We start from the raw sequence: 20,182 nt of genomic DNA, 5'->3' as shown, positions 1-20,182 counted from the left end.
TCGACCGGGACAACGCCACCTACTGCCGGAAGTGCCGTGCCCGCGTCCGCTGGCAGCGCCGCCACACCGGGCGGCAGATCCACCGCCGTCCCGGCCCGAACTCGTCCACCCCGAACAACTGAGAGAAAGGAGCCCACGCTGACTATCTCGGTCTCAGCCGTCCTGCTGCTCGGACTGCTCGTGTACCTGCTCTGGCGCTACACCCACACGCCCATCTGGCACATCGCCGTGTGTGTCCTGTTCGGCTACTTCCTCGCCGAGTCCTCGATCGCCCCCAACATCGCGCGACTGCTCACCACCGCCGCGCACTACATCGCCGGGCTGGACCTGTGACCGCCCGCCGCGACGGCTGGGTCATGGCCGGCATGCTCATCGCCGCCACCTCCGCGGCCGTGGCCAGTTTCAGCGGGCTGCGCGGTCTGGCGCTGTTGTCCGGCTGGCCCGAACGCCTCGCCGTCCTGCTGCCCGTCACCATCGACGCCTACGCCATGACCTCCGCCCGCGTCTGGCTCGCCGGCCTCAGCCCGCAGCGAGCCATCCGCTTCGCCCGCGCCAACGCCATCGGCGCCATCACGGCCAGCATCCTCGGCAACGCCATCTACCACGCCGCAGCGGCCGGATTGATCGCCATCTCATGGCCGGTCGTCGTGGTCGTCGGCGCGGTACCGGCCGCCGTTCTCGGCCTGACCGCCCATCTGCACGCGGTCCGAACCGAGAACGGCCCGGTACTCGACAAGCCGACCCCGGTCCGTACCGACGACGACCTGCTCACCGCTGCCCGCGCTGCCGACGCCCAGCACCGGGCCGAACACAACGGCCGGCCCATCACCCGCGACGCCCTCCGCGCCGCACTGCGCATCTCCAGCCCCAAGGCAACCGCCCTCCGCCGAACGCTGGCGGCCGAACGAGAGGAGGCACCGACCCGCTGATGACCGAGGCACCCAAACCAACCGTCGACCGCGACGCCGTCCGCGCCCACCTTGAGGCCGCACTCCAGCGCGGCACCCGCGTGGCGCTGTGGACCGCAGTCGCCGACGTCCCCGTGCTGCTCGCCGAGATCGAGCGCCAGGCCGAGCTGCTCACCTTCGCCCGGACCGAACACGCCAACCTTCTCGCCGCTGCCCGAGCCACGCTGAGCGCCGCCCGCGATGGCGACGCTGAGGCACTGACCTACCTCCGCGACGAGGTCCAGCGATGAGAGCCTTCAGTCGCAGACACCGCCGGCAACTCCTACTGCTCGATGAGCGGCCAAGCTCGCTCCTCGCGCTGGGTCGCCTCCTCTTCCGCTTCCGTTCCGAACTCGCCCCATTCGCCACGGCACTCGCCTTGCTGGTCGGCGGAGCCTGGCTGCACGTGCGGCATCCGGAGGTGTGGCCGTGGGTGCTCGGAGCCGCTGTGGCCGTCGCGGCGGTCAGTCTGGCCCGCGGCTTCCCCTGGAACATCGACCGGCCCGAAGAACGCCTATACGCCGCGGTGGGCACCCTCACGGGCGGCGCCTGGCTGACCGCCGCAACCGTCCTTGGCCCCTCCTGCGACCCGTTGCCGTTGCTGCTGCTCGCCGCCACCGTCGCGTTCGGCGTTCCGTGGTGGACGCACCGGCGCAGGCGCGCCCGCGTCCGGGTCGACCGTGCCATCCAGGCGTGGCCCGACGTCGCCGAGAGCATCGGCCTGGCCGGCTCCCGGGTCATGTCCGCCGTGGTCGACGTCTGGGGCTGGCGCGCCCGCCTCCACCTCGCCAACGGCCAGAGCGTCGCCGACGTCCTGAACCGCGTCCCGGCCATCGAGTCCGGCTTGGGCACCCGGCCCGGCGCCGTCCGCGTCGAGGCCGACCCGGCGCACGCCGGCCGGATCGTGATGCGAGTCCTTGCCACGGACCCACACGCGGGCGCAATTCCGTGGCGCGGGCCGAGCGTCCAGTCGATCGCCGACCCGATTGAACTCGGCGTGTTCGAGGACGCGGCCAACGTCCGCATTTCGTTGCTGCGCAAGCACATCCTCATCGGTGGCACCACCGATGCGGGCAAGAGCGGCGTCCTGAACGTCATCCTCGGCAACCTCGCTGCCTGCCGCGACGTCGTGCTCTGGGGCGTCGACCTCAAAGGCGGCATGGAGCTCCGACCGTGGGCGTCCTGCCTCGCCAGGCTCGCCACCACGCCCGCCGAAGCCGCCGCCCTGCTCCAGGACGGTGTTCGCGTCCTCGACGCCCGAGCCGAGGCTATGAGCCGCGCCGGCGCCCGCGTCTGGGAGCCCACGCCGAAGACTCCCGCGCTCGTCATCGTTGTGGACGAGTACGCCGAGCTGGTTGAGCAAGCGGCCGGCGCCGTCGAGTCCGCAGAGTCGATCGCCCGGCGCGGGCGGGCCGTCGCGACGACCCTGCTCGCCGCCAACCAGCGGCCGACCCAGAAGTCCATGGGTGGGGGGGCGCTGCGCTCGCAGATGAGCGTGAGGATTTGCCTCCGCGTCCGGGAACGCCGCGACGTCGACCTGATCCTCGACCGGGGCCTGCTCGCGGCCGGCTGGCACGCCCACACCCTTGACGCGCCCGGCAAGTTCTACGTCCTCGGCGACGGTCACACCCAACCGCGCCGAGCCCGGGGCTACCTGGTCACCGATGACGACGTCCAGGCCACCGCCGCCCGCTACGCCGACAGTCGCCCGCAGCTCGACGACCTGTCGGAGAAGGCGCTGGAAGAGGTCATCGAGGGCGAGGTCATCTCCCCGCCCGAGATCACCCTCCAGATGGCGCTCAGGGACGCACCGGGCGACGGGCTGAGCGTCCAGGAACTCATGCACTTGACCGGAATGAGGCGGACATGGATCTACGACCGGTTGCAGCAGTACGTCCAGGACGGCCGGGCCGCCCAGGTAGCCCGCGGGCGCTGGCGGGCCGCTCCGGACGACTGAACGTCCGCCCGGACGTCCGTCCGCGTCGCGCACGCGTCTGCGCATGTCGGCGCGCGGACGGACGGTGGACGGACGTTCGCGCGGACATCTCGAACCCACGACCAGAGAGGAGGCGGGCACGAGCACCACCGAGCCACGACGAGAGAAGAGGTTGCTGCGCGTGGAGGAAGCCGCCAGAGAACTCGGCATCGGCCGGTCGCTGGCCTACCAACTCATCCGAACCGGCCGGCTGCGGTCCATCAAGATCGGCAGCCGCCGGCTGGTACCTCGCTCGGCGATCGACGAAGCGATCGCCAGTCTCCTGGAGGAGGAGCGTTGAGCAAGCAGAAAGGCAACAGAAATCCGAACGGCGAGGGTTCCATCTACCAGCGTCCGAACGGCACGTGGGCCGGTACGGCGTACGTGCTGACGACGGACGGCACGATGAAGCGCAAGACCGTATACGGCAAGACCTGGGACCAGGCCCACCAGCGGCTGGTCGAGCTGAAGGCGAAGTCGCACAGCGGCATCCCGGCGCCGGATCGCTCCTGGAAGGTGGAGGAATACCTGAGGTACTGGCTCCAGGTCTACGTCGCGGGGCTCCGGCCGAAGACGGCGGAGGGCTACGAGGGTGCCGTTCGGCTCCATCTGATCCCGGGGCTCGGCCGGCGGCGGCTGACCGGGCTCCAGGTGCAGCACGTCCGCACGTTCCTCGACGCCATCAAGCGCAAGTGCCTGTGCTGTGCGAACGGATGGGACCGCAAGGGACGCTGCTGCACGGTCGGTGCCTGCTGCGAGCGCTACCCGAGCGTTCGGCAGGTTCAATACGTCCACGCGGTCCTCCGCAACGCCCTCCAGCACGCCATGCGGGAGGAGTTGCTGGCCAGGAACGTCGCGACCCTGGTCAAGGTGACGGCGCCTCGCTACAGGATCGGCAAGGGGCTCTCGGTCGACGAGGTGAAGCTGCTCCTCAAAGCGGCCCACGGGCATCGGCTGTACGCCCTATACGTCGTCGCCGCCACGATGGGGCTCCGGCGAGGTGAGCTGCTCGGCCTCCGCTGGCAGGACGTCGACCTCGACAACGGGACGGTAACGATCGAGAAGACGGTCCAGCGGGCCGGCGGCGAGCTGCACATTCAGGACACCAAGACCGAAAGCTCCGACAGCATCCTTCCGCTTCCCGAGATCACCCGTACCACGCTCAAGCAGCATCGCAAGCGCCAGGACCGCGAGCGAGCCGAACTGGGGGAGGAGTGGAAGGATCACGGGCTGGTCTTTCCATCGGAGATCGGCACTCCGATGGAGCCACGCAACCTCGCGCGTCACTTTACGGGCGTCCGGGAGCGGGCCGGGCTGGCCGACGTCCGGCTGCATGATCTCCGGCACACCGTCGTGACGGTGCTGATGGAACTCGGCGTGCCGCCGCACATCGTCCAGGCGATCGCCCGGCACTCGGACGTGAAGCTGACCCTCAAGATCTACGCCCACTCGAACCTGCACGAAATGCGCAAAGCGCTCGACAAGCTCGACGGCTGGCTGTCATAAGCAACAACTGCCGTAAGTGATGCCGTAAATGACTGGCGAGCACCCGCTTGGACGGGCAGAACTTGCTGGTGGGCACGGTTGGGTTCGAACCAACGACCCCCCGCTTGTAAGGCGGGTGCTCTTCCGCTGAGCTACGCGCCCCGGTCCTCACACCGGAGGACGGGTACCCAGATGGTACCCAACAGCGCCCAGCAGCCCTAGCCGGTCACAGCGCCGCGACCGCCGAGCGCCACACCTCGATGTCGCGTGACCGGCCCGCCGACACGTGTTCAGTGAAGGCGATCACTCCGTCCGGGTCGATGAGGAACGTACCGCGGTCGGCGTAGCCCCTGGCCGTGTTCAGGACGCCGTACGCCGAGGCGACCGCGCCGTGGGGCCAGAAGTCCGACAGCATCGGGAAGGTGTAGCCCTCGCGCTCGGCCCAGACCTTGTGCACGTACGGCGAGTCCACGCTCACGGTCAGGACCTCGACGCGGTCGTTGCGGAAATCGGCCAGGGAGGATTGCAGGGCGCCGAGCTCGCCCTGGCACGTGCCGGTGAACGCGAGCGGGTAGAAGACCAGCAGCACCGCCTTGAAGGAGCGGTACGAGGTCAGCTTGACCTCCTGGTTGTTCTGGTCCCGCAGCGTGAAGTCCGGTGCCGGATCTCCGACATCCACTGTCATGCCTCGAATATGCCAGCTGTCGTACCGGGGGCCTACACTCGCCCGCATGGCAGCAGGGCCGCGGCTCGGCATCGATTTCGGGACCTCCCACACCGTCGCGCTTCTGGCGTGGCCGGACGGGAGGGTGCGCCCGTTGCTGTTCGACGGCTCGCCGCTGCTGCCGTCCGCCGTCTACGCCCAGACCGACGGGGCGTTGCTGGTCGGGCGGGACGCGGTGCACGCCGCGCGCGTCGACCCGTCGCGGTTCGAGGGCAGCCCCAAGCGCCGCATCGACGACGGCAGCGTGCTGCTCGGCGATCGCGAGCTGACGGTGCCGACGCTCATCGGGGCGGTGCTCGGGCACGTCAAGACCGAGGCGGTGCGGGTCGCGGGCGGGCCGGTGGCCGAGCTCACCCTCACGCACCCGGCCGCGTGGGGCGTGTCGCGGCGGCTCGCGCTCGTCGAGGGCGCGAAGCTCGCCGGGCTGCCCCAGCCGGCGCTCATGCCCGAGCCGGTCGCCGCCGCCCATTATTTCGCCGGTGTACTGCAGAAGCCTCTCACCGGCGACCAGGGCCTCCTCGTCTACGACTTCGGCGGTGGGACCTTCGATGCCAGCCTGGTGAGCCGGTCCGGGGAGGGCTTCGACGTCCGCGCCGTCGACGGGATCGACGACCTCGGCGGGCTCGACCTCGACGCCCTCGTCGTGGAGCACGCGCGCGGGCAGATCGAGAACCCCGAGGTGTGGGCGCGGCTGGACAACCCGCAGAGCACCGAGGACCGCCGCCACCGCCGGATGCTGTGGGACGACGCGCGGATCGCCAAGGAGATGCTGTCGCGCTCGGCGAGCGCGGCGCTGCACGTGCCGATCGCGGCCGCCGACGTCACCATCACGCGGGAGCAGTTCGAGGACAAGGCCCGGGCGATGCTCGAGCAGACGGTGCGCACCACCGGGGCCGTCATGCGCTGGGCCAAGATGGACAAGGACAAGCTGGCCGGCCTGTTCCTGGTCGGCGGCTCCAGCCGCGTGCCGCTCGTCGCCACCCTGCTGCAGCGTGAGCTCGGCGTGGCCCCGACCGTCATCGAGCAACCCGAGCTCGTCGTCGCCGAGGGCAGCCTGCGCGCCTGGGTGAACGTGTCCGGCGCGGCCACTCCGGCGCCGAACCAGAACCCCGGCGCCGTCATGTGGCCCGCACAATCCGGACAAACGCCACAAAACCCGCAGCCACAAAACCCGCAGCCGCAGACCCAGACCCAGGCCCCGGTCAGCGGAGTCCCCGTCAGCCCCGCGGCGTTCCAGCAGACCCCCGTGAGCGGCGCCCCGATGCCGGTCAGCGGCGCGCCCATGCCCGTGAGCGGCGCGCCGATGCCCGTGAGCGCAGCGCCCATGCCCGTGAGCGGCGCCCCGGCTCCCGTCAGCCCCGCGGCCTTCCAGCAGCCCCCGAACGCCTACCCGACCGTCCCGCAGCGCCCCCAGTACCAGCAGCACCACCAGCAACACCCGAACGCCGGGGCGGCGCGCGGTACCGATGCCGAAGCCACGCAGCGACTGCGCCCCATGGCCCCGGCCACCCCGCCGGTCCGCCCGGTGCCGCAGCCCCCGCCGCCGCAGGCGTACATCTCGCCCGCCGCCCAGCCCGCCGTCTACGCCCCGCCGCCGCGCGAGGAGGCCCCGCCGCCCCCGTCCCGCGGGCGCAACTGGGCCGTCCCGCTGCTGATCGGCATCCTGGTCGTCGCGCTGGCGCTGGCCGGCTACGTGGTGTTCCAGAACCGCGGCTCGGGCAACGACCAGGCGGCGGGCAACTCGTCGTACAGCCCGGACGCGGGCGCCTCCGGCAGCGGCGCCGTGCAGATCCCGCAGTACACCCGCGAAGACGAGCCCAGCTGGGTGCCCAACGGCTGGCGCGACCAGGGCTTCGGCGCCGTGGACACGCTCTGGAAGTCCCAGCAGGAGTCGGAGGGCGGCCGCTGCGACACCAGCGGCGGGCGGCTGCGGGTCACCACCGACGCCGCGCCCGGCCTGACCGGCTGCACCCTGAAGCCGCCGCTGGACGTGCCGATGAACGACGGCAGCATCGAGGCCAAGGTCAAGCTGACCGCGGGCTGCGCGGGCATGTGGCTGCGGACGGGCGACTACGGCTACACGCTGGGCCTGTGCGACGACGACCATGTGCGCCTCTACAAGCTGCACAACGACCTGCCCGGCCCCAAGGACCTGATCAAGGAGTGGGCGTTCCAGCCGCAGCAGGGCGTCGGGGACCCCTACCTGGCGTTCAAGATCGAGGGGACCGAGCTCAACGCCTTCGTCAACGGCGTGCGGTTCGGGCCGGTCACGGACGAGCAGATCCACTCGGGGAAGGTGGACCTCGGCGCGTTCACTCTCTCGGGGAAGACCGCCGACGCGTCGTTCACTCAGGTGCGCTTGTTCATGCCGGAGGACTGGCAGCCGGGCAGCGGGCCGACCACCACCCGGACGAAGAACCCGCAGCCGTCGACGTCGAGCTCGGGATGGGGCTCCAAGCAGCCCTCGACCCCGGCCTCGAAGAAGGTCACGCCGCAGCCAACGGCGTGACTTCGCCACGAAAGATGGCCGCGCCGGATGACTGGCGCGGCCCGAAAGCCTAAAACACGAGCTCGCCGGGGGGCGAGCTCACCGGCGCGAGCGGGCGGCGCGGGGCGCGACCAGCCGGGCCGCGGTCCAGTCCTTGCCCGCGTTGACCGTCGAGGTCTGCTGCAACCCGGCGGTGGGCGCCGACTCGTTGATGTCGCTCGGCTCGACGTGCCCGGGGCGGCCGGCCTTCGGCGTCAGCAGCCACACCACGCCGTTGTCCGCCAGCGGGCCGAGGGCGTCGATGAGCGTCTCGACCAGGTCGCCGTCGTCGTCGCGCCACCACAGCAGCACCACGTCGACGACCTCGTCGGTCTCCTCGTCAACCAGCTCCCCGCACCGGTCGATCAGGACGTCGCGGAGATCCTGGTCGACGTCGTCGTCGTACCCCATCTCCATAACGACCATGCCCGGTTCGACTCCGAACCGGTCCGCCAGGCTCTTCACCTCGGCCTGACCCGCGGTCGCGTTCACTGTCCACTGCCTCCTGTCGCAACAACCACTGTTAGCGCGTAGTCCACACAGTACGGGCCGTCAACGCAAGTGGCGCACCGATGCGATCGAAAAACTATCGGTCCAAGTTACCGGGCCAGCAGCGATCTCGCGCCCTGGACGATCTGTTCCTCGGAGACGAGCACGTGGTTGGCGGCCGGTCCGAGCGGCACGAACGAGTCCACGGCCGCCACCCGGCGGGCCACTCCGACATATCCGGCGTCCACGAGCGCGGCGATGACGCCCTCGCCGACCCCGCCCGAGCGGCGCGTCTCGTCGACGACGAGGACCCGGCCGGTGTCGGAGGCGTTCTTGATGATGTCACCCACCGGCAGCGGCGACAGCCAGCGCAGGTCGACGACCCGGCAGGCGACGCCCTCGGCCGCGAGCCGGGCGGCGGCCCGCAGCGACAGGCGCACCCCGTTGCCGAAGGTGATGATGGTCAGGTCGTCGTTGGGGCCGGTGCTGTACGCGCGGGCCCGCCCGATCGGCACGTGCAGCGCCGACCACTCGCTGGGCGGGGCGTAGTGCGCGAGCCACCAGTTGTCGCTCTCGTTGTGCAGGTCGCGGGTGTGGTACAGCGCGATCGGCTCCAGGAACACGCACACGCTGCCGTCGACGACCGCGCTGGCCAGGCAGGTGCGCAGCATCGCGGCCGCGTCCTCGGCCCGCGACGGCGCCGCCACCACCAGGCCCGGGATGTCGCGCAGCACCGCGAGGGCGTTGTCGTTGTGGAAGTGCCCGCCGAAGCCGAGCTGGTAGGCCAGGCCCGCGACCCGCACCACCATCGGGTTGTGGAAGGCCCCCTGCGAGAAGAACTGCATCGTGGCCGCCTCGCCCCGCAGCTGGTCCTCGGCGTTGTGCAGGTAGGCGAGGTACTGGATCTCCGGCACCGGCAGCATCCCGGCCAGACCGGCGCCGAGCCCGAGGCCCAGGATGCTCGTCTCGTCCAGCAGCGTGTCGAACACCCGGGTCGCGCCGAAGCGGTCCCGCAGCCCCTTGGTGACCCCGTAGACGCCGCCCTTGGCCGCCACGTCCTCGCCGTAGACGACCATCTGCGGATACGCCAGCATCGCGTCCGTCAGCGTGGCGTTGATGGTCTGGGCGAGGGTCAGCGGCCCGCCCTTCTCCGGCAGCTTCCCGCCGAACGCGGCCAGGCGGCTCGCCGGATGGCCGTTGCCGGTGCTGCGCGGGGTCCCGGAGACCGGCCGGATGGCGGCCGGCGCGGGCGTCGGCTCCGGCTCGGGCCAGTCCCCGTCGTCGGCGGCCGCCGAGAGCTCGGCGAACTCGAGGTCGTCGTCGAGCTCCCGGTCCTCCTCCTCCGGCTCCTCGTGCGGCTCCCCGAGGGGCTCGTCGGTGCCCAGGTGCGCGGCGGCGTCGGCGACGGCCCGGGAGACCCGCACCGGCCGGCGCGGGGCCAGCGGGGCGGTGACCTCGTTGGCGGAGGCCAGCTTCGGCTCGCCGAGCACCTCCTCGGCGATGCGGCGCACCTCCCAGCCGATCTCGTCGTAGCGGGTCATCAGCTCCGCCGGGGTGGCCACGCCCGCCTCGACCAGCATCCGCGCCGTGTGCACGAGCGGGTCGCGGGCCAGGTCGGCGGAGAGCTCCACGGGGGAGCGGTAGGCCATCTCCGCGTCGGCGCCGGCGTGGCCCATCAGCCGGATGGTGCTCAGGTGCAGCACGGCCGGGCGGCGGTACCGCCGCACCCACGCCGCCGCCTCCGCCGCCCGGTCGTAGGTCTCGGCCGCGTCGCAGCCGTCGGCCGCGTAGTACCGCAGCCCCGGCCGGCTGCTCAGCGCCGCGGCCACCCAGCCCTCGGGCGAGCGCACGCTGATGCCCAGCCCGTTGTCCTCGCAGACGAACAGCAGCGGCAGCTTCAGCCCGATGTGGTCGCACCAGCCGGCGGTGTTGAACGCGGCGGTGGCGGCCGCGTGGTTGATGGACGCGTCACCGAACGAGCACACGGCGATCGCGTCGGCCGGCCAGCCGTGCCCGCCGCCGGGCGGGCTCAGGCGCTTGCCCCGGCCCAGCGCGTAGGCCACCCCGACCGCCCGCGGCAGGTGCGAGGCGATCGTCGAGGTCGTCGGCACCACGTGCAGGTCGGCGTGGCCGAACACCTTGTGCCGGCCGCCGGCGATCGGCTCCCGGGCCGAGGCGACGACGCCGCGCAGCACGTCGCGGATCGGGTCGCTGCCGGCCACCTGGGCCGCGCGCATGCAGTAGAACCCGCCCGAGCGGTAGTGCAGCAGCGCCGGGTCGGTCGCCCGCAGCGCGGCGGCCACGGCGGCGTTCCCCTCGTGCCCGGCCGATCCGATGGTGTAGTACCCCGCGTCGAAGCTGCGCAGCCAGCGCGCGGCCAGGTCCAGGTGGCGGCTCGTCGACTGGGCGTCGTAGAGCGCTCGGGCCTGCTCGCCGGTCAGCGCGGTGTCCTCGCGGACGGGCTCGTCGAGGTCCCGCGCACCGGTCGCGGCGACGAGCCCGGCGAGCTCGGCACGGAACCGCTCGTCGAGATCCTGAGGGGTGGTCACGCTCGACAGCATGGCCGAAAACGGTCATCTGATGCCACCCACAGCAGGTGTACCGGGAGATTCCGGCCGTCCGGACGACCCTCGGACTACCGCTCGGCCAGCGCCCGGTACTGCGGCGAGGCCAGGAACCCGGGCAGCAGCAGCGCCGCGGTCACCCCCAGGTCGCGCCCGAGCGCCTCCTCGGGTGTGAGGAACACCATGGCCTGGCCCTCACCCAGCACGATGTCCTCCTGGCGGGCGTCGGTGGGCCCGCAGAAGACGTGCATCTCGACCTCGCCGTCGGCGGTGGTCACCGAGGGGCGGGTGCGCACGAGGTACGGCTGGATCGCCCCGGCGTCGAGGCCCGTCTCCTCCCGCACCTCACGGCGCGCGGCCTCCTCCGGGGACTCCCCGGCCTCGATCTTGCCGCCGGGCATCGCCCACTGGTTCGGCGAGACCTTGGCCTGCCGGTCGCGGTGCTGCATGAGCACGCGCCCCTCGGGGTCGACCAGGAACACGACGGCGACTCGGCGCTCGATCACCGGCTCATCCTGTCATCCCCGGACAAAGCTGAAGCGGACCTGGCGTGTGCTGTTGTCGCCGTTCGGGTCCACCAGACAGATCGACTGCCAGGTGCCCAGCGCGATCCGGCCGCCGAGGACCGGCAGGGTGGCGTACGGCGCGACGAACCCCGGCATCACGTGATCGCGCCCGTGGCCGGGGGAGCCGTGCCGGTGCTGCCAGCGGTCGTCGGCCGGCAGCAGATCGTCCAGGGCGCGCAGCAGGTCGTCGTCGCTGCCGGCGCCGGTCTCGATGACGGCCACGCCCGCGGTGGCGTGCGGGACGAACACGTTGAGCAGGCCGTCGCCGTCGCCGGCCGCCTCACTGGCGAACCGCGCCGCCTCCTGCGTGATGTCCCGCACGACGGGGCGGGAGCCGGTCCGGACGGTGATGACCTCGGTGCGCATCGCTCCAGTCTCCCAGCCGCTCAGCCGGAATGGTGGTGGTGCGACGAGCCGGAGTCACCGCTGCTCGACGAGCCGGAGTCGCTCCAGCTCGACGACGATCCCGGGTCGTGGTGGTGGATCGTGTGGCCGTGGCTCTGCCAGTGATCGTGCGACGGCTCCGAGGCGCTCGACGGCTGCGTGAACGGGTCCGGCGGGCTGGACGGCCCCGTGGCGCCGCCGGAGCCGGGCCCGGACCCTTGGCCCCGGGCGTCCTGGAAGGTCCGCAGCGCCGGGCGGGCGATCTTGCGCATCATCACCACCGTGATGGTGATCGCCGTGGTCAGCGCCACGGTGACGATGCCGCACGGCAGCAGCAGCCACCAGGAGGAGTTCTCGGACACGGCCCGCACCGTAGCCGATCCGCGGGCCTGGGATACTCGCTGTGTCGCGTCTGCGTCAAGAGGGACAGGCCACAGAAGTTACCGACCGGTATCGTGTCGAGCGTCGCAGTTGGCGTCCTGTAGGCGTGACGGACCGCACCGAAGCCAGGCAGGATGGACAAGGGCTCGTAGAAGGCCATGAACCATCGAGCCGCACCCCGAGGCCACCCAGACCGGTCGCAGCGCCCGACGAGTCCCGCCGAGCACCACCCCGGTCGCTAGCTACCCAGAAGGAACGCCTGTGTCCACCGAACGCAAGCGGCCGGTGATCAGCGACGGCCTACCGAGCCAGCTGCCCGACATCGACCCCGAGGAGACCAACGAGTGGGTCGAATCGCTGGACGGCGTGATCGACGAGCGCGGCACGAAGCGCGCACGGTACGTGATGCTGCGCCTGTTGGAGCGCGCCCGCGAACGGCAGGTCGGCGTCCCGCCGCTCACCACGACCGACTACATCAACACCATCGCGCCCGAGCGGGAGCCCTGGTTCCCCGGCGATGAACACATCGAGCGGCGTATCCGGGCCTACATCCGCTGGAACGCCGCCATGCTGGTGCAGCGGGCCCAGCGGCCCGACGTCGGCGTCGGTGGCCACATCTCGACCTTCGCCAGCGCCGCGAGCCTGTACGAGGTCGGCTTCAACCACTTCTTCCGCGGCAAGGACCACCCGGGCGGCGGCGACCAGGTCTTCTTCCAGGGCCACGCGTCGCCGGGCATGTACGCCCGCGCCTTCCTCGAGGGCCGCCTGAGCCAGGAGCAGCTCGACGGCTTCCGCCAGGAGCTCTCGCACCGGGGGTTCGGCGGCGGCCTGCCCAGCTACCCGCACCCGAGGCTCATGCCGGGCTTCTGGGAGTTCCCGACGGTGTCGATGGGCCTCGGCGGCATCAACGCCATCTACCAGGCGCGCTTCAATCGGTACCTGCACAACCGCGGTTTCAAGGACACGTCCGGCCAGCACGTGTGGGCGTTCCTCGGCGACGGCGAGATGGACGAGCCCGAGTCGCTCGGCGCCATCGGCGTCGCGGCCCGCGAGGAGCTGGACAACCTCACCTTCGTGATCAACTGCAACCTGCAGCGCCTCGACGGCCCCGTCCGCGGCAACGGCAAGGTGATGCAGGAGCTCGAGGCGTTCTTCCGCGGCGCCGGCTGGAACGTGATCAAGGTCGTCTGGGGCCGTGAGTGGGACCCGCTGCTGGCCGCCGACACCGACGGTGCGCTGGTCAACCTCATGAACGTGACGCCCGACGGTGACTACCAGACGTACAAGGCCGAGTCCGGCGCCTACGTCCGCGAGCACTTCTTCGGCCGCGACCCGCGCACCCGCAAGATGGTCGAGCACCTCTCCGACGACGAGATCTGGAACCTCAAGCGCGGCGGGCACGACTACCGCAAGCTCTACGCCGCCTACAAGGCCGCCACCGAGCACACCGGGCAGCCGACGGTCATCCTGGCCAAGACCATCAAGGGCTGGACGCTGGGCTCGCACTTCGAGGGCCGCAACGCCACGCACCAGATGAAGAAGCTGACCCTGCAGGACGTCAAGGACTTCCGGGACCGGCTGTACCTCGACATCCCCGACAGCGCGATCGGCGACAACCCGTACGCGGTGCCGTACTACCGCCCGGACGACAAGTCCGAGGAGATGCAGTACATGCGCGAGCGCCGCGCCGCTCTCGGCGGCTCGGTGCCCGAGCGGCGCACCACGCACATCCCGCTGCAGCTGCCGGAGAGCTCGGTCTACGGCGACATCAAGCGCGGCTCGGGCAAGCAGAAGGTCGCCACCACGATGGCCTTCGTCCGCATGCTCAAGGACCTCATGCGCGACAAGGGCATGGGCAAGCGCTGGGTGCCCGTCATCCCCGACGAGGCCCGCACCTTCGGCATGGACTCGCTGTTCCCGACCGCGAAGATCTACTCGCCGCACGGCCAGAACTACACGCCGGTCGACCGCGAGCTGTTCCTGTCCTACCGCGAGTCGACCTCGGGCCAGATCCTGCACGAGGGCATCAACGAGGCCGGCTCCATCGCCTCGTTCACCGCCGCCGCGACCAGCTACGCGACGCACGGCGAGCCGATCATCCCGGTGTACATCTTCTACTCGATGTTCGGCTTCCAGCGCACCGCCGACGGCATCTGGGCCGCGGCCGACCAGATGTCGCGGGGCTTCATGCTCGGCGCCACGGCCGGCCGCACGACGCTCAACGGTGAGGGCCTGCAGCACGAGGACGGGCACTCGCTGCTCATCGCCGCGACGAACCCGGCCGTGGTGGCCTACGACCCGGCGTTCGCCTTCGAGATCGCGCACATCACCGAGAACGCGGTCAACCGCATGTACGGCGAGGCCCCCGAGGACCTCATCTACTACCTGACCGTCTACAACGAGCCGATCTTCCAGCCGGCCGAGCCCGCGGACGTCAACGTGGACGGCATCCTGCGGGGCCTGTACCGCTACCTGCCCGCCGAGGGCCCCGCGGACGGCCCCAAGGCGCAGATCCTCGCCTCGGGCACGGGCATGCAGTGGGCGCTGAAGGCGCAGAAGCTGCTCGCCGAGGAGTGGGGCGTCGCGGCGGACGTGTGGTCGGCGACGTCGTGGACCGAGCTGCGCCGCGACGCCGTACGCGCCGAGGAGCACAACCTGCTCCACCCGGCGGACGAGCCGCAGGTGCCGTACGTGACCCAGGCCCTGCAGGACACGACGGGCCCGGTCATCGCGGTGAGCGACTTCATGCGCGCCGTGCCGGACCTGATCGCCCGCTGGGTGCCGAACGACTACACGTCGCTGGGCACCGACGGCTTCGGCCTGTCCGACACGCGCCACGCCCTGCGCCGCCATTTCCACGTGGACGCGGAGTCGATCGTGGTGGCGACGCTGCGCCAGCTGGCCCGCCGGGGCGAGGTCCCGGCCTCGGCTCCCGCGGAGGCGGCGAAGAAGTACGCGATCGACGACGTGAACGCCGCCCCGGTCGGCGAAACGGGCGGTGACTCCTAGCAGTCTCCTCCGCAGCACGGCGGCCGGGTGTTTCTCCAGCACCCGGCCGCTTTCGCAATCGCAACCAAACGGCACCAAATATCGACCATCGTCGAGACCGCGACCAGGAAGCGACGGACGAGTCGACCTGTACGCCGGGCAGCGTCCGCCTTCACGGTCCTGACCTGCGGAAACATTGATCCTCAATCTTCGTGGGCCGTCACTGGGCCGTCTCCTCGCCGAACGCGGCATCGATCGCGGCCCGGGTCCGTTCCTGGCTGGACGGCAGCAGGTGCGTGTACTGGCGTAGCGTGAACCCCGGGTCCCAGTGCCCGAGGTACTCGGACACGGCCTTGATGCTCTCCCCCGCGTCGAGCAGGACCGAGGCGTAGTGGTGCCGGAGTGCGTGGGTGCCGTTCTCCCGGACCCGGGCGAAGCCCGCGGCGCCGAGCGCGCGGTTCCAGGTCAGCTCGTCGAAGGTGCCGCGCCGGATGGCGTTGTGCCGAGGCGTGGTCAACAGCAGACTCACGGTGACCAGCTCCGTGCCGAACGGGTCCTCCCACGGCAGCCTGACCTGCCGGGGTTTGCGTTCCTGCCGGTGGGCGTCGATCCGGCGGAGCACCGAGGCGGGCAGCGGGACCGAGCGTTCCCGGTCGTTCTTCGGCAGGCCGAAGACGAGCCGAGAGTGGACGACCTTCACCTGCCGCCGCACGTGCAGCCGACCGCCGTCGACGTCCAGGTCCTCATCGCTGAGGCCGAAGATTTCGCCCTGCCGCAGCCCGCAGCCGGCGCCGAGGTCGACGAACAGCCGGTACCGCTCGGGCAGCAGCGACCGGATGGTCCGCACCTGCTCACCGGTCCACGGCACGACCTTCTTCTGGGCCGGTTGAGGCCGGGTCGATGGGTCGGCCTGAGCTACGACGGAAAGGTCATCACCGGTTGGGGCTCAATGGGTCGCACTGCCGACGAGGCCATGGAAACCATCAACGCCCTAATCGGCGGGGAGGCTGAGGATGCAGCCAGCAGTAAGTGAGGTCGTAATCACCGCGCCGGACGCCGAATGGCTGGCTGCCTTCACCCGCCGACTGGTCGAGGACCGGCTGTGCTCCTCAGGCCATTGCGTCGAGACGATCCGCTCCATCTACAGGTGGCAGGGTGAGATCTACGACAAGCCCGAAGCTCGAGTCATGCTCCACACTCGGACTTCCCTTGTTCAGCAGATCATCGACCGCGCGAACCGCGAACACCCGTACGAGGTGGCTTGCGTAACCGCGACACCGATAACGCTCGGGAACGCCGCGTACTTGCAATGGATTCTCGACGAGACAGACGAATCCGAGGAACGATGAGCCACCGAAGCCGGGTCTGCTACTTCACGATCGACTGCGACGACCTAGACGACGCCACTCGATTTTGGTCGGCTGCGCTAGACGCGCACGAAGAGGAGCTATGTGAGCCGAGCCGGCAGGTGTACCGCCAGCTTCGGCTGCCAGACTCCGAAATCCGGATACTGCTGCAGCGGACCGACGACGTCAAGACGTCCAAGGAACGAATGCACATCGACCTCGAAACCGACGACGTCGAAGCCGAGGTCCGGCGCCTCGAAGCGCTGGGGGCCACTCGATGGGATCACCAACAAGAGCGCGGCTACGACTTCTGGGTTATGCGCGACCCATGGGGCAACGAGTTTTGCGTGCTTCAGGCCACATTTGCCGAACTATTGGCTTCCCGTTGTCCCTGGTCAGCATAGCGAGCTGATGTCCCGCCACCGCCCACGGTCCCGCGAACGAGCCGGGGGACGCGGTCAGTTGTCCCGGTGCTACTAACAACACATCCTGGTTCAGGACCCGGGAGCGTTGCACCCAGGTCGGTCAGCGAAGCGCTACTTGTCCTTAGCGTCCGTGCGATTGGCCAGCGTTTTCAACCCTTCAACTATCTCGCTTCCAAGTCCGAATGGCGGATCGACAGAGCCGATTCGATCCATTGAAGCACCAAAGAGACTCACTCCGAAGTCGCGGAACATCGCTTCACGCCCAGCGCTATCGAGCGCGTCACCGAACGCTATAATCGTCCTCAATTGGACAGCCACTAAGGCCGACCTTGCGGCCGCATCGCGATGAAAACGCGCCTGCCTCGACGCATAAGCGGCGAGCAGTAATAGCGGTACCGCCAAAGCGAGACGGCCTACCTCCTGCGAGGAGAAACTCGTATTAGAGGTCGCCTTTACGAGGAACCACGCCAAGCCGACAGACACACCGACCAGCGTGACAAGTAGTACTGTCCAGCCGATATTCCACCATCGCTCAACCGCTGCATGTGCAGAGTAATGCTTGGCAAGCTCCGTTCCGCCAGTAATTCCCGCAGCTTCCTTGGCGTGGCTCAGAGCGTCTCTCGCCTCCGCCGCCGTAGCATAGACAATGTCGTAGATATCGAAGTCCTGACGAGCCGAACGAAGTTTAGCTTCTACTGCCCTAAAACGTTGACCGATAATTTCATCGGCCTCCTCCGCCCCCTCCGCGTCCCCAATCCGATACTGGAACGACAGAATTCCCCGGCGACATGCTTCGAGTGCCGCCATAGAGCGGTTCACGATTCTGTCAAGTGTATTCTGTTCAGCCAAACGAACTAACTCGATAAACATATCAACGATTTCTGTGAAGAAATCAATCGCAGCGGCTTCGACACCCCCGGAAGGCGCCTTCGGAATATAGTCGTGCGCCCACTGCAATAGTTCATCTCTCATCGACGCAAACGCCGCCCGGACTCCTTCGTGAGGGAATCGACGCTGTATCGCAAGAAGGAATTTACTCATCAGCGCATCCAGTGTACTGATGACCTGCTCCCGAGCTTCCGCATAAGACTGCCGGATCCCGTTAGGCTGCAATGGACACCCCCTCCTTGACCAATCCGCACATTTCGGGCCAAGCCTTACCGAGACTTCCATACGACCCCGCGGCTCATGACGCCTCGTCCCACCATGCGGATTGTGCAACAGAAGGTCAATGCCTTGGGAGGTCCACCATAGGTCAGCCCACCAATGTCCACCACCAATGTCAAAGTGGTGAGGACTTTCTGTACGTCTTTAAAGCGGCCCTGACGGGCCGCTCGCCCGCGCCGCCACGGGGCCGCCGCAAGCAGCGCGCCGCTGCCTCTGGCCTTCGGCCGACGGCGCGGCGTTCCAGCCCCCGGCGCGGGCGCACAGCACCAGACAGCCAGGGCCGCCAGGACATGGGCAGTAACCAGGCTGTGTGTTCGGGCTAAACGGGGGCGTGCGTGGCCGTCAACGAGAGGCCGGCGCGGCGGCACGGCCGTCGCGTCGTGAAAGGCATGCCTCCGGCGGGGATCTCCGGCTCCAGGATGATCGCCGAGAACTTGCGGTTGTTGGAGCTGGGGTGCCCTGCGTCATCCCGCCCGCCATCAACCCGGGCAAGGCCAAGCACACCTTCGCCCGGGGCGCCTTCCGTCCGCGCGCAACTGTCAACGTTGAGTTGACGCGGGCACCCCGGGCGAAGGCGCGCTTCCCGAGGGGCGGGTCGACGGCAGACGGGATGAAGCAGGGCCGCGTGGGGTGCGGCACGAGCGTGCCCCGCCAGGTTCGCCGCATCAATCAGCTGCATAAATCCGACGATTTCGTAAATGACACGTAAGTGTCAACCGTCCCGAAGCGCCCTGGTCCAGACATGATCCATTAGGTCGACGATGCACTGATCGCCACACTGAATCCATGACACACCGGCCCCACGATCTGATCCGCCAGATCCAAACAGAGACGCTCGACGACACCAAGCCGCTGGCGGGCATCTTGAGAAAATGCATCGCCTTGGGCGGTGCGATGAATTCCGTAGCGCTCCGGGAGTGGGCCAGCCGCGAACTGCGAGGATACGGGCCGGATGAAGACCTGCCGGACTGCCGGGTGATCGGCGCAGTGATCATGATCGACTATGTGAGCCCGCGAGCCCAGGTGACACGCCATCGGATCAGCCCGCTCCAACTCCCAGAGGTTGTCCAGGAACACATCAAAGAAGAGGTGCGGCTCCGAACTGGAGTCGGCGAACTGGAGGCGATGGTCCAGGGCTCCCTGGACAAGGGCTACATCAACCTCTCGTTGCCTGGTGGCACCCTTACCGCCGGACTGCTGTCCGAGGCGGTGCGGGATCAGTTCATACAAGTAATGGACGCCTACTGGTCGGTCACAACCGGAACCATTCAGGGCTGCCTTGACCAGATCCGAACCACACTTACTGAGTTCACCACGGAGATGTCGATTGCCGCACCTGGACCGGACGGCATACCACCCGCCGAAGCGGCCTCGCAGGCACTGACTCTCGCCGTAACAGGGCGAGGGCACAGGATTACGGTTAACGCACCCCACGCAAGCGAGGGTTCGTCTAGCACAGTCGGCGGCGAAGGCACGGAGCAGAGCCATTTTTGGACGAAACCGCGAGCCATCGGAGCATTCGTCGTGGGTCTCGCTACGGTCATAGCCACCGCCATTGCCCTCGCCCAATTTGTCGGCATCCACAGCACCCCTGGCGGCGCAGGAGCAACTCCGAGCGTGACGCGGTCCATTCGCTAGCGAACTCGCCACTGGACGGAAAAGTGGATCACTGCTGGGCCGCCCCGGGGCCGTCTGGGCCGTCACCGGGCCGTCAAAGGGCACCCAGTATCGACCAATATCGACCAGAACTGACGTACTAAACAGCAGGTCAGCAGGCACGGCCAGGACCGTGAGCAGGGTGCGACGGACGAGTCGACCTGTACGCCGGGTTCTGTCCCCGCCTTGCGGCAGGGGGCGGCCATCCATCTCGGCCTGCCGTCGCCGGCAGGCTCCAGCGGTCCACCCGCAGGCTCGGGCGGGCAGCCCTCGAACGCCTGCGCAGGCCGGGCCCGTGGGCGCCGGCCCTTTTGACCTTGCTCCGGGTGGGGTTTACCTAGCCGCCCCGGTCACCCGGGGCGCTGGTGGGCTCTTACCCCACCGTTTCACCCTTACCCGGCTCGTGCGAGCCGGGCGGTCTGCTCTCTGTGGCACTGTCCCGCGGGTCACCCCGGGTTGCCGTTAACAACCACCCTGCCCTGTGGAGCCCGGACGTTCCTCGGCGATGCCGGTGGCATCGACGCGGCCGCCCGGCCGACTCGTCCGTCGTGCTGACTA

The 20,182-nt window shown here is 69.3% G+C and carries 19 protein-coding genes, 1 tRNA gene and 1 other RNA gene; 11 read left to right on the top strand and 10 right to left on the bottom strand.

The features are described 5' to 3' along the window. Positions 1-180: 180 nt before the first annotated feature. From ACQP2P_RS38605 to ACQP2P_RS38580, 6 genes are all read left to right on the top strand, one after another. Positions 181-333, top strand: coding sequence for a hypothetical protein (locus ACQP2P_RS38605; RefSeq protein ID WP_433609538.1), 153 nt, complete (start codon positions 181-183; stop codon positions 331-333). Next, positions 330-929: a DUF2637 domain-containing protein gene (locus tag ACQP2P_RS38600; RefSeq protein ID WP_433609537.1), complete on the top strand. Its 600-nt coding sequence runs from the start codon at positions 330-332 to the stop codon at positions 927-929. The genes ACQP2P_RS38605 and ACQP2P_RS38600 overlap by 4 nt, the downstream gene beginning before the upstream one ends. Then, complete coding sequence (locus ACQP2P_RS38595; protein WP_433609535.1) at positions 929-1,198, top strand: hypothetical protein; 270 nt, start codon at positions 929-931, stop codon at positions 1,196-1,198. Before ACQP2P_RS38600 ends, ACQP2P_RS38595 begins: the two co-directional genes overlap by 1 nt. A gap of 128 nt (positions 1,199-1,326) precedes the next feature. Continuing rightward, complete coding sequence (locus ACQP2P_RS38590) at positions 1,327-2,904, top strand: FtsK/SpoIIIE domain-containing protein (RefSeq protein ID WP_433609533.1); 1,578 nt, start codon at positions 1,327-1,329, stop codon at positions 2,902-2,904. A 160-nt stretch (positions 2,905-3,064) separates the two neighbouring features. Then, the gene (locus tag ACQP2P_RS38585; RefSeq protein WP_433609531.1) at positions 3,065-3,223 is read left to right on the top strand and encodes a helix-turn-helix domain-containing protein; all 159 of its coding nucleotides are present in this window, start codon (positions 3,065-3,067) and stop codon (positions 3,221-3,223) included. Then, entirely contained in the window at positions 3,220-4,428 is a 1,209-nt protein-coding gene (locus ACQP2P_RS38580; RefSeq protein ID WP_433609529.1) for a tyrosine-type recombinase/integrase, read from the top strand. The genes ACQP2P_RS38585 and ACQP2P_RS38580 overlap by 4 nt, the downstream gene beginning before the upstream one ends. 66 nt (positions 4,429-4,494) lie before the next feature. Here ACQP2P_RS38580 and ACQP2P_RS38575 read toward each other — a convergent pair. Continuing rightward, positions 4,495-4,569, bottom strand: a tRNA-Val gene (locus ACQP2P_RS38575). Between the two features lie 64 nt (positions 4,570-4,633). Beyond that, a complete protein-coding gene (locus tag ACQP2P_RS38570) occupies positions 4,634-5,092 on the bottom strand; it encodes a peroxiredoxin (protein WP_433609527.1) in 459 nt (152 codons plus the stop codon). 46 nt (positions 5,093-5,138) lie between these two features. On the opposite strand from ACQP2P_RS38570, the gene ACQP2P_RS38565 reads away from it, so the two are divergent. Beyond that, a complete protein-coding gene (locus ACQP2P_RS38565; protein ID WP_433609525.1) occupies positions 5,139-7,640 on the top strand; it encodes an Hsp70 family protein in 2,502 nt (833 codons plus the stop codon). A gap of 78 nt (positions 7,641-7,718) precedes the next feature. Here the strand turns inward: ACQP2P_RS38565 and ACQP2P_RS38560 are convergent, their stop codons facing one another. From ACQP2P_RS38560 to ACQP2P_RS38540, 5 genes are all read right to left on the bottom strand, one after another. After that, positions 7,719-8,150, bottom strand: coding sequence for a DUF3052 domain-containing protein (locus tag ACQP2P_RS38560; RefSeq protein ID WP_433079369.1), 432 nt, complete (start codon positions 8,148-8,150; stop codon positions 7,719-7,721). A 107-nt stretch (positions 8,151-8,257) separates the two neighbouring features. Then, complete coding sequence (locus ACQP2P_RS38555; protein ID WP_433609523.1) at positions 8,258-10,708, bottom strand: transketolase C-terminal domain-containing protein; 2,451 nt, start codon at positions 10,706-10,708, stop codon at positions 8,258-8,260. 74 nt (positions 10,709-10,782) lie between these two features. Next, positions 10,783-11,217 (bottom strand): NUDIX hydrolase, encoded by a 435-nt coding sequence (locus ACQP2P_RS38550; RefSeq protein WP_433609521.1) that lies wholly within the window; start codon positions 11,215-11,217, stop codon positions 10,783-10,785. Between the two features lie 12 nt (positions 11,218-11,229). Continuing rightward, positions 11,230-11,643: a YjbQ family protein gene (locus tag ACQP2P_RS38545; RefSeq protein ID WP_433609519.1), complete on the bottom strand. Its 414-nt coding sequence runs from the start codon at positions 11,641-11,643 to the stop codon at positions 11,230-11,232. Between the two features lie 20 nt (positions 11,644-11,663). After that, positions 11,664-12,023 carry a hypothetical protein gene (locus tag ACQP2P_RS38540; RefSeq protein ID WP_433609517.1) on the bottom strand — a complete coding sequence of 120 codons (360 nt, stop codon included), beginning with the start codon at positions 12,021-12,023 and terminating at the stop codon, positions 11,664-11,666. Positions 12,024-12,303: 280 nt separating this feature from the next. Here ACQP2P_RS38540 and aceE point away from each other — a divergent pair, with 280 nt between their 5' ends. After that, complete coding sequence (gene aceE, locus ACQP2P_RS38535) at positions 12,304-15,051, top strand: pyruvate dehydrogenase (acetyl-transferring), homodimeric type (RefSeq protein ID WP_433609515.1); 2,748 nt, start codon at positions 12,304-12,306, stop codon at positions 15,049-15,051. A 199-nt stretch (positions 15,052-15,250) separates the two neighbouring features. Here the strand turns inward: aceE and ACQP2P_RS38530 are convergent, their stop codons facing one another. Further along, complete coding sequence (locus ACQP2P_RS38530) at positions 15,251-15,898, bottom strand: tyrosine-type recombinase/integrase (protein WP_433609513.1); 648 nt, start codon at positions 15,896-15,898, stop codon at positions 15,251-15,253. Between the two features lie 145 nt (positions 15,899-16,043). Between ACQP2P_RS38530 and cutA the strand changes: the two genes are divergently transcribed. Both cutA and ACQP2P_RS38520 read left to right on the top strand, forming a co-directional pair. Next, entirely contained in the window at positions 16,044-16,379 is a 336-nt protein-coding gene (gene cutA, locus ACQP2P_RS38525; RefSeq protein ID WP_433609511.1) for a divalent-cation tolerance protein CutA, read from the top strand. Beyond that, entirely contained in the window at positions 16,376-16,780 is a 405-nt protein-coding gene (locus ACQP2P_RS38520; RefSeq protein WP_433609510.1) for a VOC family protein, read from the top strand. Before cutA ends, ACQP2P_RS38520 begins: the two co-directional genes overlap by 4 nt. 132 nt (positions 16,781-16,912) lie before the next feature. Here the strand turns inward: ACQP2P_RS38520 and ACQP2P_RS38515 are convergent, their stop codons facing one another. Next, positions 16,913-17,842 carry a hypothetical protein gene (locus ACQP2P_RS38515; RefSeq protein ID WP_433609508.1) on the bottom strand — a complete coding sequence of 310 codons (930 nt, stop codon included), beginning with the start codon at positions 17,840-17,842 and terminating at the stop codon, positions 16,913-16,915. 912 nt (positions 17,843-18,754) lie between these two features. Here ACQP2P_RS38515 and ACQP2P_RS38510 point away from each other — a divergent pair. Continuing rightward, positions 18,755-19,606 carry a hypothetical protein gene (locus tag ACQP2P_RS38510; RefSeq protein WP_433609506.1) on the top strand — a complete coding sequence of 284 codons (852 nt, stop codon included), beginning with the start codon at positions 18,755-18,757 and terminating at the stop codon, positions 19,604-19,606. A gap of 166 nt (positions 19,607-19,772) precedes the next feature. On the opposite strand, the gene rnpB is transcribed toward ACQP2P_RS38510, so the two are convergent. Then, positions 19,773-20,166: RNase P RNA component class A (gene rnpB, locus ACQP2P_RS38505), an RNA gene on the bottom strand. Positions 20,167-20,182 lie beyond the last annotated feature (16 nt).

Source organism: Dactylosporangium sp. CA-139114, from assembly GCF_050955725.1.
Taxonomy (GTDB): Bacteria; Actinomycetota; Actinomycetes; order Mycobacteriales; family Micromonosporaceae; genus Dactylosporangium.
The sequence above is the reverse complement of the archived record's forward strand: the minus strand, read 5'-3'. Positions and strand labels throughout refer to the sequence as shown.

Coding starts and splice junctions, on each gene's coding strand:
- ACQP2P_RS38595 (WP_433609535.1), top strand. CDS start 929: ATGACCGAGGCACCCAAACCAACCGTCGACCGCGACGCCGTCCGCGCC.
- ACQP2P_RS38570 (WP_433609527.1), bottom strand. CDS start 5,092: ATGACAGTGGATGTCGGAGATCCGGCACCGGACTTCACGCTGCGGGAC.
- ACQP2P_RS38565 (WP_433609525.1), top strand. CDS start 5,139: ATGGCAGCAGGGCCGCGGCTCGGCATCGATTTCGGGACCTCCCACACC.
- ACQP2P_RS38555 (WP_433609523.1), bottom strand. CDS start 10,708: ATGCTGTCGAGCGTGACCACCCCTCAGGATCTCGACGAGCGGTTCCGT.
- ACQP2P_RS38545 (WP_433609519.1), bottom strand. CDS start 11,643: ATGCGCACCGAGGTCATCACCGTCCGGACCGGCTCCCGCCCCGTCGTG.
- cutA (WP_433609511.1), top strand. CDS start 16,044: ATGCAGCCAGCAGTAAGTGAGGTCGTAATCACCGCGCCGGACGCCGAA.
- ACQP2P_RS38520 (WP_433609510.1), top strand. CDS start 16,376: ATGAGCCACCGAAGCCGGGTCTGCTACTTCACGATCGACTGCGACGAC.
- ACQP2P_RS38515 (WP_433609508.1), bottom strand. CDS start 17,842: ATGAGTAAATTCCTTCTTGCGATACAGCGTCGATTCCCTCACGAAGGA.
- ACQP2P_RS38510 (WP_433609506.1), top strand. CDS start 18,755: ATGACACACCGGCCCCACGATCTGATCCGCCAGATCCAAACAGAGACG.